The organism is Amycolatopsis sp. cmx-4-54, assembly GCF_046548895.1.
Lineage (GTDB): Bacteria > Actinomycetota > Actinomycetes > Mycobacteriales > Pseudonocardiaceae > Amycolatopsis.
Window position 1 is genome coordinate 21,595 of the sequence record NZ_JAEBEJ010000016.1, and the last position, 14,639, is coordinate 36,233.

General features: G+C 69.6%; 13 protein-coding genes. 5 read left to right on the top strand and 8 right to left on the bottom strand.

Features of this window, described 5'->3' with window-relative positions; all coding sequences use genetic code 11:
• The first annotated feature begins 28 nt into the window (after nt 1-28).
• The 3 genes from ACLJQ7_RS37280 to ACLJQ7_RS37290 all read left to right on the top strand — a co-directional run bounded on the left by ACLJQ7_RS37280 (nt 29) and on the right by ACLJQ7_RS37290 (nt 2,874).
• Entirely contained in the window at nt 29-1,033 is a 1,005-nt protein-coding gene (locus ACLJQ7_RS37280; protein WP_410653024.1) for a glycosyltransferase family 4 protein, read from the top strand.
• Between the two features lie 54 nt (nt 1,034-1,087).
• Nucleotides 1,088-1,825 (top strand): GNAT family N-acetyltransferase, encoded by a 738-nt coding sequence (locus ACLJQ7_RS37285; RefSeq protein WP_410652877.1) that lies wholly within the window; start codon nt 1,088-1,090, stop codon nt 1,823-1,825.
• A 194-nt stretch (nt 1,826-2,019) separates the two neighbouring features.
• On the top strand, nt 2,020-2,874 hold the full coding sequence (locus ACLJQ7_RS37290; protein WP_410652878.1) for an NAD(P)-dependent oxidoreductase: 855 nt from the start codon (nt 2,020-2,022) through the stop codon (nt 2,872-2,874).
• A 313-nt stretch (nt 2,875-3,187) separates the two neighbouring features.
• Here ACLJQ7_RS37290 and ACLJQ7_RS37295 read toward each other — a convergent pair whose 3' ends face one another.
• The 8 genes from ACLJQ7_RS37295 to ACLJQ7_RS37330 form a co-directional block, all read right to left on the bottom strand.
• Entirely contained in the window at nt 3,188-4,162 is a 975-nt protein-coding gene (locus ACLJQ7_RS37295; RefSeq protein WP_410652880.1) for an LLM class flavin-dependent oxidoreductase, read from the bottom strand.
• A 137-nt stretch (nt 4,163-4,299) separates the two neighbouring features.
• Complete coding sequence (locus tag ACLJQ7_RS37300; RefSeq protein WP_410652881.1) at nt 4,300-5,745, bottom strand: glycoside hydrolase family 3 protein; 1,446 nt, start codon at nt 5,743-5,745, stop codon at nt 4,300-4,302.
• Between the two features lie 3 nt (nt 5,746-5,748).
• Nucleotides 5,749-6,579, bottom strand: coding sequence for a carbohydrate ABC transporter permease (locus ACLJQ7_RS37305; RefSeq protein WP_410652882.1), 831 nt, complete (start codon nt 6,577-6,579; stop codon nt 5,749-5,751).
• Nucleotides 6,576-7,562: a carbohydrate ABC transporter permease gene (locus ACLJQ7_RS37310; RefSeq protein ID WP_410652883.1), complete on the bottom strand. Its 987-nt coding sequence runs from the start codon at nt 7,560-7,562 to the stop codon at nt 6,576-6,578. Before ACLJQ7_RS37310 ends, ACLJQ7_RS37305 begins: the two co-directional genes overlap by 4 nt.
• Nucleotides 7,559-8,851 carry a sugar ABC transporter substrate-binding protein gene (locus ACLJQ7_RS37315; protein WP_410652884.1) on the bottom strand — a complete coding sequence of 431 codons (1,293 nt, stop codon included), beginning with the start codon at nt 8,849-8,851 and terminating at the stop codon, nt 7,559-7,561. Before ACLJQ7_RS37315 ends, ACLJQ7_RS37310 begins: the two co-directional genes overlap by 4 nt.
• A gap of 422 nt (nt 8,852-9,273) precedes the next feature.
• Nucleotides 9,274-9,696 carry a DoxX family protein gene (locus tag ACLJQ7_RS37320; RefSeq protein ID WP_410652885.1) on the bottom strand — a complete coding sequence of 141 codons (423 nt, stop codon included), beginning with the start codon at nt 9,694-9,696 and terminating at the stop codon, nt 9,274-9,276.
• Nucleotides 9,697-9,751: 55 nt separating this feature from the next.
• Nucleotides 9,752-11,794 carry a hypothetical protein gene (locus ACLJQ7_RS37325; RefSeq protein ID WP_410652886.1) on the bottom strand — a complete coding sequence of 681 codons (2,043 nt, stop codon included), beginning with the start codon at nt 11,792-11,794 and terminating at the stop codon, nt 9,752-9,754.
• A gap of 78 nt (nt 11,795-11,872) precedes the next feature.
• Nucleotides 11,873-12,670: a thioesterase family protein gene (locus ACLJQ7_RS37330; protein ID WP_410652887.1), complete on the bottom strand. Its 798-nt coding sequence runs from the start codon at nt 12,668-12,670 to the stop codon at nt 11,873-11,875.
• Nucleotides 12,671-12,728: 58 nt separating this feature from the next.
• On the opposite strand from ACLJQ7_RS37330, the gene ACLJQ7_RS37335 reads away from it, so the two are divergent.
• Both ACLJQ7_RS37335 and ACLJQ7_RS37340 read left to right on the top strand, forming a co-directional pair.
• On the top strand, nt 12,729-13,424 hold the full coding sequence (locus ACLJQ7_RS37335) for a TetR/AcrR family transcriptional regulator (RefSeq protein ID WP_410652889.1): 696 nt from the start codon (nt 12,729-12,731) through the stop codon (nt 13,422-13,424).
• Between the two features lie 9 nt (nt 13,425-13,433).
• Nucleotides 13,434-14,639, top strand: coding sequence for a PP2C family protein-serine/threonine phosphatase (locus ACLJQ7_RS37340; protein WP_410652890.1), 1,206 nt, complete (start codon nt 13,434-13,436; stop codon nt 14,637-14,639).

The window sequence follows — 14,639 nt, forward strand, 5'->3', positions numbered from 1 at the left end:
GGACACCAACGGCGAATACGACCGCCGGATGTGCCAGAACCTCCCGGCCACCGGACTCCCGCTGCTGGAACTGCCGATCGCAGGCGAATGGCCGATGCCGGGGCCGCTGTCCCGGTCGAGACTGGCCCGTTCGCTCGCCGCGCTGCCCGACGACACCGTCGTCCTGATCGACGGCACGGTCGCCTGCGGGGTCCCGGAGATCGTGCTCCCGCACGCGCGGCGGCTGCGGCTGGCCGTCCTGGTCCACCGGCCGCTCGCCGACGACCCCGCACTCGATCCGGCGCAGGCCGCCGAACTCGACGCGTGCGAACGGGAGACCCTGCGGCTGACGGGAATGATCGTCGCCACCGGGCCGTGGCTCGCGCGGCAGCTGATCGACCGGCACGACCTCGACCCGACGCGGGTCTACGTCGCGACACCCGGCACCGACGCGGCCCCGCTCGCCGCCGGGGCCGACGGCGTCTCCCGGCTGCTGTGCCTCGCGCCCATGACCGCGCGCCACGGCCAGGACGTGCTCATCCGCGCGCTTTCGATGGTCGACGAACTGGCGTTCAAATGCGTGTTCGCCGGCGCGACGCAGCACGATCCCGCCTACGTCGGCGAACTGCGCTGGACGGTCGAGCGGCTCGGGCTCGGTTCCCGGATCAGCCTCATCCAGCCGCCGGACGACCTCGACCTGGTCTACGACGGCACGGATCTGCTGGTCCTGCCCACTCGCGGCGGCACGTCCGGGCTGGTCGTCGCCGAGGCGCTCGCGCGCGGGATTCCCGTGGTGGCCACCGAAACCGCCGGCGCGCACGACGCGCTCGGCACGGCGCCCGGCGGTGGCGTCCCCGGCCTGCTGGTGCCGCCGAACAACCCCTCGGCGCTGGCGGCGGCGTTGCTGCGCTGGTCGCTCGACGCCGAACTCCGCCACTCCCTGCGGAAGTCGGCGCTCGCGCGGAGCAGCGTCCTGGAGGAATGGGACGTCGCCGCGGGCAGGCTCACCGACGTCCTTTCCCGGTTGCAGGCGGCGCCGCGTCAGCCCGCTTGATCATCGCCCGGAAGCAGCTATCGGGCCGGTCGCCGGCTCGCTTGACTTGGCGGCATGCGAATCGTCGATCTTGCGTCCCGTCCCGATCTCCTCGAACCCGCGCTGAACCTCGGCGATGTCGGCGGTGAGTTCATCTACGCCGGGTTCAGCGGCAAGATGATCACCCCGGACCGGTTTCTGCGCCACTGGTCCCGGTATTTCCTGATCGCGCTGGACGACGACGGCGAACCGATCGCGCGGGCGCTGTCGGTCCCGCTGACCTATCCGGCCGAGGACCGCCGCGAACTGCCGGCGCACGGCTGGGACGAGGCGATCCAGTGGGCCGCGCAGGACCTCATGGACGGCCGCGCGCCGGACACCCTGTGCGCCCTCGAAGTCGTTGTGGCACCGCGGATGCGCGGGACAGGCCTGTCCACGCCGATGCTCAAGGCGCTCAAAGCGCGCGCGGCCGAGACTGGGTTGAAGCGGCTGATCGTCTCCGTGCGCCCGATCGGCAAGGAGGACGAACCCGATGTGCCCATGGAGGAGTACGCCGTCCGGCGGCGCGAGGACGGGCTGTTCGCCGACCGCTGGCTGCGCACCCACGAACGGCTCGGCGCGCGGATGATCAAGGTGTGCCCGTTCGCGGTGACGATCTCGGGCTCGATCGCGGACTGGCACGAGTGGACCGGCGTCAAACTCGCCGACGGCGACAACGTGATCCCGGGCGGGATCGCGCCGGTGCACGCGAACGTCGAGCGGGACTGCGGGGTCTATGTGGAGGCGAACGTGTGGATGGAGCACCCGTTCTGATCGGTGGTCTCGGGTGGTGGGGGCCGCGAGGGAGGTTGCGAAAGCCACTTTCGCAACGTTGATGGTTGCGAAAGTGGCTTTCGCAACCTCCGGTGGGGCAGGGGCAACAGGGCGCTGTGTCCATTCCTTGCGACTTCCACCGGAATCGTCGCATCGGCCGCGCGTGCGTCCGGCCGTGCCGCACAGTGGGGTCCATGAGTATCTCGCGAGTCGGTTTCGCCGGGCTGGGCAGTATGGGCGGGCCGATGGCACTGAACCTGGCGCGGGCCGGAATCCCGTTGCTCGTCTGGAATCGCACCCCGGGCAAGGCGGACCGGGTGACCGAGGCGGTCGAGGACGTGGCCGAGCTCTTCGCGCGGTGCGACGTCGTGATCCTGATGCTCAAGGACGCGGACGCCGTCGACACCGTGCTCGATCGCGGCGGGCCGGCGTTCGGCGCCCGGGTGGCCGGCCGCACGATCGTCCACATGGGAACGACCGCGCCGGGTCACTCCCGCGGGCTGGAGGCCGAGCTCCTCGCGGCCGGGGCGAAGTACGTGGAGGCGCCGGTCTCCGGCTCGCGGATCCCGGCGGAGGCGGGTGAACTGGTCGCGATGCTCGCGGGGGATCCCGGCACGATCGAGGAGGTCCGGGAGCTGTTCGCGCCGATGTGCCGGGAAACCGTGTACTGCGGGCCGGTGCCCAACGGGCTCCTGATGAAGCTGGCGGTCAACGTGCACCTGACCGCGGTCGTGACGAGCCTGGCCGAGACCGTGCGGTTCGCCAGGGCCCACGAACTCGACCTCGCTCTGCTCGCCGACGTCCTCGGCGCGGGGCAGCTGGCCAGCCCGATCCTGCGGGTCAAGGCACCCAAACTCGTCGAGGAGGATTTCGCGCCGCAGGCCTCGATCGCGAACGTCCTGGCCAACGTCGAGCTGATCGCGGCCGCGGCGAGGGAGGCGGGACTCGAGTTGCCGCTGTTGGAGGCGTCCCGCGCCCTCTACGCCGAGACCGCGCGGCTCGGTTTCGGCGCGGAGGACATGGTCGCTGTGATCAGGGCGCTCTATTGAGGGGTAAGACAAACGTGTCGGGTCGGGTGGTAGGTCCGTGAAGGCCTCCTTGAGGGACCTAGAGTCCCTCAAGGAGGCCTTCACGGACTTCAGGGCCGGACGCGGACGTCACCACTGTCCCAATAGCGGCGAGTGGTGAAGGGCCTTCCCTACCGTCAGGGTAGGCAAGGAGGCCTTCACGACGACGCCGGCTTGAAGGGCGAGGCGAAGGGATCGGGTGTTGTGAAGGGAACTTTCGCCGCATTGAATGTGGGGAAAGTCCCGTTCATCCCGGCGCCCGCCCGCATCCAGAGGACTAAATGCGGGTAGGGGGTCAGCCGCGCAGGGCCGAGGCGATCCGGCCCGCCGCGGCGAAGGACTCCTCCTCCGGCTCACCGAGCAGGGGGAGCAGGATGACGGACTCGGTCCCGGCCGCGTACAGCGCGCGGATCTGCTCGACACAGCGGTCGAGCGATCCGCTGATGCTCAGCCGGTCGATCCACTCGGGCCGCAGCCGCCGCGCCAGTTCCGCCCGGTCGTCCTTCGCGGCGGCGACCTCGGCCAGCAGTTCGGCGCCGAAGTCCAGCGGTTCCAGCGCCGGGCCCGAGTTCGGCCCGATCGCGGAAGCGACGTCGGCCCGGGCGCGTTCGCGGGCCCGTTCGGGATCGGCGTCGAGGGCCAGCCAGTTGTAGGTGGCGATCGTATGGCCTTCGACGCCGATGAGGTCCCGCGTCGCGCGGATGTACTCCGGTGTCGCCGGTTCGGCGAGGAGCGTCCCGTCGGCGACCCGGCCCGCCGCGGCGAGCGACTTCGGGCCGCGGACGCCGGCGATGAGCTTCGGCGGCAGCGCGGGCGGGAACTCCAGCTCGACCTCGTCGAGCCGGACGTGCTTGCCCTCGAAGGAAACCCGCTCACCCGCCAGCAGCCGCCGGATCACGGTGAGCGTCTCCTCGAAGGCGGCCAGCGCCGACTTCGGCCACGCGTCGATCTGCCGCATCCAGCTCGGCACGCCGTGCCCGAACCCGACGATCAGCCGTCCCGGGTACAGCTCCGCCAGCGCCGCGATCTCCATCGCCGCGATGGCCGGATTCCGCGCCACGGCGGGCATGATGCCGATGCCGAGGGTGATCTTCTCGGTCGCCGCCAGCACCGCGGACGCCGTCGCGATCCCGCCGGCGTAGAAGCAGTCCTCGACGATCCAGACCTCGTCGAGGCCCTCTTGTTCCGCGCGCTTGGCCAGACTCTTCAGCCGGGCGGCGGGCAGTTCGCGCGGGATCCTGACTCCGAGCCGTGACACCAAGACGATCATCTCCTGAGCCGGGAACCGATCTTCCCGACTACAGCACTCCACGCTTCGGTACCGCAACCGAATAACGCAATTCATCCTCTGGATGCGGTACATGCACACGCAAGTACCGCATTCAGAGGACGAAATGCGGGAGGAGGTCAGGCCAGGTACTCAGCGGCGGCCCGAAGGCTGACGTAGGACCCGCTGAAGGTGTCGATCCGCGGGCCGTCGCCCGAGTCCGGCCCCGGCACGCCGGTTTCGACCCGGATGTAGTCCACGCCTGCCTCGCGCAGCCAGCCGAGGAACTCGCGCACCTCGGGATGCCGGTGCGCCTCGCGCGTGACGACCACGAGGTCGCGGGCGCCCTGGACGGCGTCGATCGCGGTCGCGATCTCGTCCCCGGTGACCTTGAGTGCCCGCGTGCCCGGCACGAGTCCGGTCAGATGCGAGCCGAGCCCCCACGGCATCGGGCCCGCCGCGATGATCGGCTCGGTCTCGATGTCGATCACCAGCGGCGGCCCCGCCAGCTTCGGCGATCCCTGGATCCGCAACGCCTTGCGCGCCGCCTCCAGGCCGAGCCGGTGATCGACCGGCGAGATCGGCGTCGACACCGGGGGAGCGCCCAGCGCCGCGACCCGCTCCGACGCCTCGGCCAGCCGTTCCAGCTGCAGCTCACCGGATTCGACGGCGGCCGCGATGACCGCCGCGATCCGGTTCAGCTCGTCCTCTTCGAACGACACACCGCCGAGGCAGAGCGCGTCGGCACCGGCGATCAGCGCCCGCACCGACGCCCGGCCGACCCCCTCGGTCTTGCCGAGTTCGCCGGCGACGGCGCCCATGTCGAGCGCGTCGGTGACCACCGCGCCGGTGAAGCCGAGGTCGCCGCGCAGGACGTCGGTGAGCGCCTTCGGGTTGAGCGTCGCGGGCAGGTCACCCCACGCGGGGACGACGAGGTGCCCGGTCATCACCGCGCGCACCCCCGCCGCGATCGCCGCCTTGAACGGGACGAGTTCGAGCGCGTGCAGTTCCGCCTCGGTCCTGGGCAGCACCGGCAGCGCGTGGTGTGAATCGTCGGTGGCCGCCCCGTGCCCGGGGAAATGCTTGGCCGACGCGGCGACGCCGTACTTCTGCAGGCCGGTGATGTACGCCGCGACATGCGGCGACGCCTTCACCGGATCCGAACCGAAGGCCCGGACCCCGATCGAGGGATCCTCGGCCGCCAGCGTCAGATCCGCGCAGGGGGCGAAGTTGATCGTGACCCCGCACGCGGCGAGCCGTTCGCCGAGCGCCGCCGCGACCGAGGTCGTCAGCTCGACGTCGTCCGCGGCGCCGAGTGCGAGCGGGCCCGGGACGAACGAGCCGGTGGCGACGTCGAGCCGGGTGACGTCACCGCCCTCCTCGTCGATGCCGACGAGCACGTCGGGCCGTTCCGCCCGCAGCTGCGCGCTCAGCGCGGCCACCTGCTCGTCGTCGACCACGTTGCGGCCGAACAGGATCGCGCCGCCGAGACCGTCGGCCACCTTGCGCCGCAGCCAATCCGGTGCGGTCGTGCCGTCGAAGCCCGAGACGAGCACGGATGCGGCGAGCTTTTCCGGTGAAGACAAGGATTACCCCTTCACTGCGCCTGCGGTCAGGTTGGACACGAGTTTGCGCTGAACGATGATGAAGAACACCAGTGCGGGCACGGCATAGATGACCGACGCCGCCATGATGCCGCCCCAGTCCACGGAGAACGCCGTGCGGAACGAGGACAGCCACACCGGCAGCGTCTGCTTGTTCTGGTCGCGCATGAACACGAACGCGAACAGGAACTCGTTCCACGCGGTGATGAAACTGAACACCGAGGTGGTCACCAGTCCCGGCGCGAGCAACGGCAGCGTCACCCGGCGGAAGGCGCCCGCCCGGCTGCATCCGTCGATCATCGCGGCCTCTTCGAGGTCGTACGGGATGCCGTTGACGAAGCCGTAGAGCATCCAGCACGTGAAGGGCAGCGTCGCCGCGAAGTACACCAGCAGCAGCGAAGGCAGCTGGTTGAGCAGCCCGGCGTCGCGCATCAGCAGGTACATCGGGATCAGCAGCGCTTCGAACGGCGCCAGCTGAGCGACGAGCACCAGCAGCAGGAACCCCTTGCGTCCGCGGAAACGCATACGGGACAGGGGAACCGCGGCCAGCACACCCGCGACGAGCGAGCACAGCACCGCGCCGATCGTGACGATCAGGCTGTTGGTGAGGTACGTGACGAAGCCGGGCTTCGTCAGCGCGGAGATGAAGTTTTCGAACGTCACCGAGAGCGGGATCAGGTCGTAGTCCGGGGACAGGACCTGGCCCGGCGTCTTCAGCGAGGAGGTGATCATCCAGTACGTCGGGAAGACGAACAGGACGGCCACGACCACGCCGAGCGTGCCGAGGCCGATCCGCTGCGACAGGGACTTCCTCATGACAGGTCGGCCTCCTTCGTGCGCACCAGCAGCTGGACGTACCGGGCGGTGAGCAGGATCAGCACGAGCATCATCAGCAGGGCGGCGGTCGCCGCCAGGCCGAAGTGGTTGCCCGCGAGGCCCTTGAGGTACATGTAGACCGGCAGCGTCGTGCTGGCGCCGTCCGGCCCGCCTTGACGGATCGCCCACACCTGGGCGAACACCTTGAAGTCCCACAGGACCGACAGGAACGTGACCATGGTCAGGATCGGCCGGATCGCCGGCCAGCTGACCGCCCAGAACGCCTGCCAGGCGTTCGCGCCGTCGATACCAGCGGCCTCGTACTGCTCCTTCGGGACGCCGAGCAGCCCGGCGTACAGCGTGAACGCCACGAACGGCACCGCCTGCCAGACGACCAGCAGGCCGATGACGGTCAGCGTGCTCGGGCCGGTGGAGAACCAGGAATGCCCGATGAACTGCTCGAAGCCGAGTTTCGCGAGCGTCTTGTTCAGGATCCCGTACTGCTGGTCGAAGATCCACTGGAAGACCGTGGTGGTCGCGACCACCGGGGTCGCCCACGCGAGGATCAGCGCGACCTGCAGGATCACCCGGACCACCGGGTTGAGGTGCCGCATCAGCAGCGCCATGAACAGCGCGAGCAGCAGGGTGGTGATCACGACCGCGGCGGTGAACACCAGCGTGCGGACGGTGATCTCCCAGAATTCGGGGTCGGACAGGATCGCGGAGAAGTTCTCGAACCCGACCCAGACCATCTCTCCGGAGACCAGCTCACGGAGGTCGAGCTTGCGGAAACTGATCCCGATCAGTTGCAGCGTCGGCCACCCCAGCAGGGCCAGGATCGCGACCAGCGCGGGAAGGATCAACAGGTACGGCGCCGTCCGTTCGCCGAGACGGAGACGCCGGTTGGACTTCGGCGGCTTGATGCGCGGCGAAGCCGGCGGGGTGGCCCCCGCCGGCTTCGTCACATCTTTGGTCGTGGTCATCCGCCGATGAGCTTGTCGAGCGCTGCGTTGGCGTCGGCGGTCGCCTGGTCGAGCGTCTTGGTTCCGGTCAGGTAGGCGGTCAGCATGTCCTTGATCGGGTTCTGACCGGATTCGACGTCACCCCACTTGGGGCTGGTCGGCACGGCGCGGCCGTTCTTGGACGCCTCGGCCATGACCTTGGTGAGCGGGTTCGACTCGAGCGCGGACACGTCGGTCGAGGTACCGGGGACGTAACCGGCCTTGGCCAGCTCGGTCTGGTACTTCGGGGTGGAGAAGAGCTTGACGTAGTCCTTGGCCGCGGCCGAGTTCTTGCTGTTGGCCGGGATGACCAGGTTCGAGCCGCCGAGGAAGACCGGGGCCGACTTGCCGGCGGTCTTGCCCGGGATCGGGAAGGCGGCCGACTTCTCCTTGATCGACGGGTCGGTCTTGGCCGCGGTGTCGACCTCACCCGGGACACCGATCATCATCGCGACCTTGCCCGCGCCGTAGATGCCGGCCTGCTGCGGGGTGGCCTCGTCGGCGTCCTTCGGCGCCTTGGTGCCCGACGCCTCGGTGAGCTGCTTGTAGAACTCCAGTCCGGCCTTCGCCTGCGGGGTGTCCAGGGTCGACTTGAAGGACTTCCCGTTGGCCTGGGCGATGTCGCCGCCCTCGTCCCAGATGTAGGACAGCAGTTCGTACCAGTTCTGGCCGGGGTGGTAGACGGCCTGGAACTCGGGGTCGCTGCCGAACTTGGCCTTGAGCTTGGTGATCGCGTCGAGCCACTCGGTGCGCGTCTTCGGCGTCGCGGTGATACCGGCCTGCTCGAACATGTCCTTGCGGTAGATGACCTCACGGTTGGCCGCGTAGAACGGGACACCGTAGGTCTTGCCGTCGAATTCGCCCGAGGCCTTGAGGCCCTGGAGCCACTGGGCGCCGTTGAAGTCGCCGACGCTCGAGGTGAGGTCGGCGAGCACGCCCTGGTTCGCGAACGCGGGGGTCTGGGTGTTGCCCAGCTCGATCACGTCCGGCGGGTTGTCACTCGCCAGCGCGGTGGTCAGCTTCTGCTGGATGCCGTTCCACTGCTGGATCTCGTACTTGACCTTGACGCCGGGGTGCGCGTCTTCGAATTCCTTGTGGAGCGAGTTCGTCAGGGCTTCCGGGGCGGTCCCGGTCATGAGCCAGACCGTGAGCGTGCCGTTCGAGGCCGGAGCGCTCGAATTCGTGCTGTCGCCACTGCCGGAACCGGCGCAGCCCGCCGTCGCGAGGGTGATGGCGGCGGCGCCCGCAGCCATCTTGAGCCAGCGCTTCACTCGTGCCGTCCTTTCGATGCCCGGCCACCATGCCGGGCTCCCACAAAATGGTGTAGACCAATGCGGGCAGCGTGGTACGTACCACTCCGACTGTCAAGCAGGTGGCCGGTTCGTTGTAAACGAGCCGCAATCTTTCACCTTGAGTGAGCGCATGATCACACTCGTGATCGGATTTCGGCACTGTCGTCAGTGCCTCGCGAGGCGCGCTGACATGCGGTTTTTCTTTGGCTGTACCGGTGACCGGGGCATTCGGCGGGAGCTCGCTGCGCCGTTCGGACGCACGCGAGGCTCGCGTTCGCGAACCGGGGACGCGGCACGGTGATCAGGGGCGAAGCCGGGGCCGCCGACGCGTTGCGAAAGCCACTTTCGCAACGCTGAAGGTTGCGAAAGTGGCTTTCGCAACGGCTCTCGCGGCTCTTGGGCTAGCGGATGTCCTCGTCCTCGGCAGGCGGCTTGATGCCGAGCAGGGCGCGCGTCTGATCCTGGAGGAACCACGCCAGCGTCGCGCAGGCGATCAGCAGGACCAGCGGGAGGACCGGGCCGCCGTTGGCGAGAATGAACAGTTCCGTGACGCTCGCGCCCAGCATCACGCCGGCCAGCAGCAACGCCGCCGGCCCGCCGAAGCGAGGGACGAGCAGGCCGATCGCGCCGCCGACTTCGAGCACGCCGGTGACGTACCGGAGCCACTGCCCGAGCCCGATCTCGGCGAAGGTCTGTTCGGTATGGCCCCCCGCGAACAGCAGGTAGCCGCTGTAGAGGAACTCGGCGGCGAGCGCGACGCGCACGACCCACAGCACGATCGAGCCGATCGGCAGGCTTCGGGTACCGCTGGCGCCTTCGGGCATGCGGGGCATCTTTCTCCGGGTGAGCGGGCATGTCACTGACAGAACAGGACACACGTCACTTCTGTTCGCCGAGGAGGATCTGTTCGAGCAACAGGTCCACGTCCCTGGCGGACTCGGCTTCGCCTATCCGGTGGAACGTTTCGGCGGCACGGAGCGCGCGGCGGGCGGCCTCCCGCACGCGGCCCGCGGCGCTGAGCACGTGGGCGGCGACGTGGTCGAGCTGGGCGACGAGATGCTCCCTGACGGGCGCGGTCTCGGTTTCCACGGCGTGCACGGCGGATTCCGCGGCGGCGAGCGCGGTCAGCGCCGCGTCGAGGTCGCCGGACCGCAGCCGGGACAGCGTCGCGGCGTTGCGGCAGGTGGCGGCCACGTAGCCGCCGCCGATCGCCGAGGCCGCGTCGGCGGCCCGCGCGTAGAAGTCGGCGGCGTTCGCGCCGTAGCCGAGCAGGTCGAGTTGCTCGGCGGCGGCCATGCTCACCGAGATGTAGGAATGCCCGGTGTCACCCGAGTCCTGGAGTATTTCGGCGAGGACGGCGTATTCGTCGAAAGCGCGTGCGGATTCGCCGAGGGCGCGGTAACTGTCGGCGTACATCCACCGGCAGCGGTGTGCCCAGTCCGGCGACCCGGTGAGCAGGGCGATGGTGCGGGGCGCGACGTCGAGCACGTCGTCGTAGCGGCCGGCGCCGTGCAGCGCGGTGACGAGGACGTACCAATGTTCCGCGGTGTCCTTGCCTTTCGACGCGGCGACACCGAGGGCCGCGTAGGCGTCGTCGACGGCTTCGGCGAACCGGCCGGTGCCGATCAGCGACAGCGCCCGGAGATGGCGGAGATGTCCGCGCAACCGTTCCGGGCCGCCCACGGGCAGCGTCGACAGCATGTGCTCGACGAAGACGTCCAGTTCGTCGAGCGCCCCTGTGCGCTCGTAGGCGATCCGGACCTGTTCGACGGCCTCGATGGCCTTCTCGCCGACGTTTCCGATGATGAAGGCGTCCGTCGCCGACCGCGCGAGTTCCAGTGTGGTCACCGGATCCTCTCCGTCGCCGTTCCGCAGCGAGGCTTCCAGGCACAGAAGGGTGCCGTGGAGCAAGGGATCGCCCGCTTCGCGAGCCCGCCCGGCACCCCGTCGCAAGGCCTCGTACGCCTCGGAAGTACGGCCCTGCCCGGAAAGCACGTGCGCCAGCCAGTATTCGCCCCAGCAGGCGGCGCGATCGTCCGTCCCGGCACGCAACCGCGCCGCGGCCACCGTGGTCAGCGCGACCCCGGTCTCGGCCTGGTCGTCGAAGACGAGCCACAGCCCGAGCCAGCACTGGTTGAGCAGGAACCGGATTTCGTCGTTCCGGCGCCGGAAACCGGCCGCGGCGTCGCGCAGCCTTTCCTCGGTGTCCTCGCCCTGGAAGAAGATCGCGCGCAGTTCGGTCAGCCGCGGGACGATTTCGTCCGGGACGGTTTCGATCGCCGCGAGACAGGCGCGCGCCTCCTCCGGTTCGCACCGGTGATTGTGGATCTCCGCGCGGATGACGAGTTCCTCCGGGGACAACTCCGGCGGGGGCGCGATCGGGACCCGGGGGAGCGCGGAAGGAAGGAGCGGCACGAATTCCGCGACCGGATTCGCGGCCATTTTCCGTTCGGCGTACGCGGTGAAATAGCCGCTGTGATCGAGTTCGTCGAGTTCTTCGGCTTCGACGAACGCCGCCGCCCGCATACGCCGGTGCAGCCTGCTCAGGGGAACACCGTCGTACGGGCCGTTGAGAACGAACGGGATCTCGCCGTATCCGGTTTCCGTCAACCGGCGGGTGAGCAGCGCCGCCGAGGCGAAGAACTCCAGCCTGTCCACGGCGTCCGCATGGTCACCGACACCGTCCAAAAGCGACAGAAGATCGACACCGGTGTGCTCGTTGCCGGTGAGGGCGCAGAACTCCAGGCGCAGCGCGTGGTCGCCGTAACGGAGCGGATCCCCGGTGGACGCCCTGGTCACCCAGCGGTAGGTCGACGCGGCCTCGGCGTACTTGCCGGCGGCCGCCAGCGGCACCAGTGTCCGGCAGAGCCGGGTGATCTCGGCTTCGCCGGAGCCGTCCGCGCGGCGTGATTCCACTTCCATGGTCCTGCCCCCAGAACAATGACGTCGACGCCGGATCTTAACTCCCGGCGTCGCGTCATGGCTCCGCTTTCGGGTGGTTCAGGGAACGCGTACGGCGGCGATTTGCGTCGCTTGCCCGATCAACCTGTTCTTTTCGTCCCAAAGTTCGGCGACCTCGTCCATCCGGTCGCCGCCGATCTCACCCGCGCGCATCCGCACCCGCACCGGACCCGGCGCCGGGATCCCGCGCAGGTACGCGGTGAACTGGATCGTCGGCGCCCAGCCCGCGATGCCGAGGTCGTAGGAGATCGGGGGTACCGGGTCCAGCGCCACGAGCAGGCTCACCGGATCCCAGTCGGTACCGTCGGCGAGCCGCAGCCAGGACGAGATGACACCTTTCCGGGACGGCTGTCCCACCGCGAACCCCGCCGAGGCGGGGTCGATCCGCTGCTCGACCACGTCCATCAGGCCGATGCGGAATCCGCCACCGCCGTCGGCCGGGACGGGCAGGCAGTCCGGCTCCGGCGGGATCTCGACCGGGTCCACTCCGGACCACCACGCGTCACCGTCGGTCAGGACGCCCTGCGTGATCAGGGCTTCGGTGCAGGGCTTGCCGTGCTGGCTCAGCCGCGCGCGCACCTGGGTGAGGCCGCGGCCTTCGCGCAGCACCTCGACCTCGACGACCGCGGGGCCGGGTTCCGGGGCCACGGAGAACGAGCCGCTGATCGCGGTCAGGTGCGGATGGGAGGAGACCTCGGCGGCGGCCCTGGCGAGCACGGCGAGCAGATAGCCACCGTGCAGCTTCGTGCCGATCGTCCACTGTGGATCGAGTTCGGTGTCGAACACCGGCCGCTCGCCCCGGCGGACGAGCGCGGTCGCGGTCTGGAAATGCGCCATGGCTCAAGCTGACATCGTCAAGTTGACGCTGTCAAGTCAATACTGGCAGCATCACGGCATGGGCGCGAAACGGACGAAGGCGCGGCCGGGTGAAGGGGAGAAGCTGCGGGGCGAGATCCTGTGCGCCGCCGACGCCCTGCTCGGTGAGGCGGGGACCGACGAGGCGCTGACGCTGCGTGCCGTGGCGCGCCGGACCGGCGTCTCCACCCCGTCGGTGTACGCGCACTTCCCGAGCCGCGACGCCCTGCTGGAGGCCGTCTGCCTGCGAGTGTGGGGCGAGCTGGCGCACCGGATGCGCGAACACGCCGTCGACGTCGCCGATCCGATGCGCGCGCTCAGCCGGTGCGCGCGGGTGTACGCACGGTTCGCGCTCGACCATCCGGTGCAGTACCGGGTGCTCCTGATGCGTCCCTCCGGCGGCTCGTCACCCGGTGCGGTCGCCTGCTTCCGGTACCTCGCCGAGGCGACGGCCACGTGTGTGCGGGCCGGGATCCTGCACGGCGAACCGGAAGTCCTCGCGATGGGGCTCTGGTCGGCGATGCACGGCTGCGTGAGCCTGCTGATCGCCCAGCCGGGATTCGACTGGCCGGAGGAACCGGAGGCGTTGATCGACGCCGTCATCCGGATGGCGGGCCTCGGTACCGCGCTCGCGTGCCGGGTCCCGCGGGACGCCATTCCGCCGAGTGCCGTATTGGCGGAGGATCTCGACGGACTGGCGGCGGGCTGGGCGGTACGGGCGGGGCGGACTGGTTAGGCTCTGCGCATGCCCGAGACTCCGACCGCCGACGACCGGCTCCAGGTGCTCGAGGCCATCACCGACACGTCCTTGGGGAAACTCGGCCAGGACAAGGTGATGGCCACGCTTCTCGCGCGCGTCCGCGAGGTCCTCGGGGTCGATACGGCCACGGTGCTCCGGCTCGACCCGACGTCGCAGCAACTGCAGGCCATCGCCGCCTCCGGGATCGAGGAGGAGGTCTACCAGGATGTCCGGATCCCGGTGGGAGCCGGTTTCGCGGGACGGGTCGCCGAGCAGCGGCGACCGGTGATCATCGACCACGTGGACGAGACCACGGTGGTGAACGCGCTCCTGTGGGAACGAGGCTTGCGCACGCTGCTCGGCGTGCCGATGCTGGTCGAAGACGAACTGGTCGGTGTCCTGCACGTCGGGTCGGTGACGCCGCGGGAGTTCTCCGAAAGCGACGCCGAACTGCTGCGGCTGGTGGCCGGGCGGCTCGCGCTGGAGTTGCAGATCGAGATCGCCGCCAGCGATCGCGCGGCCGCGGCGGCGCTCCAGCGGAGCCTGGTGCCTGCCCGGCTGCCCGCCGTCTCCGGGATGAAGTTCGCCGCCCGGTACGTGCCGGGGACCGAGCCCGGTGTCGGCGGTGACTGGTACGACCTGTTCCCGTTGCCGGACGACCGCCTCGGCATCGTGATGGGTGATGTCGCCGGGCACGGACTCAACGCCGCGGTGATCATGGGGCGGCTGCGCAGCGCGCTTCGCGCTTACGCGCTCGAATCGGACGACCCGGCGGAAGTACTGTCCAAACTGGACCGGAAGGTCCAGCATTTCGAGCCGGGGGCGCTGGCCACCGTCGTGTACGGGGCGGTGTCGGCTTCGCGGGAGAGCATCGCGATCTCGCTGGCCGGGCATCTGCCTCCCGTGCTCGCGGCACCCGGCAGGCCTTCGGTGTTCGTCGACGCCCCGGTCGACCCGCCCATCGGTGTCACCGGACCGCGGCGGCGGAGAGCGGACATCGCACTGCCGCCCGGCAGCGTGCTCGCTTTCTACACCGACGGTCTCGTCGAGCGCCGGGACCGGCTGATCGACGTCGGCTTGCAACGGCTCGCCGACGTGATCACCCCCGACCCGCCGTCGGTGGTGTGCGCGCGGGTGATGGCCGCACTCGTCGGCGCCACGCCGGCGCAGGACGACATCGCCCTCCTCGTGGCCCGGTGCGATCGGAACTGA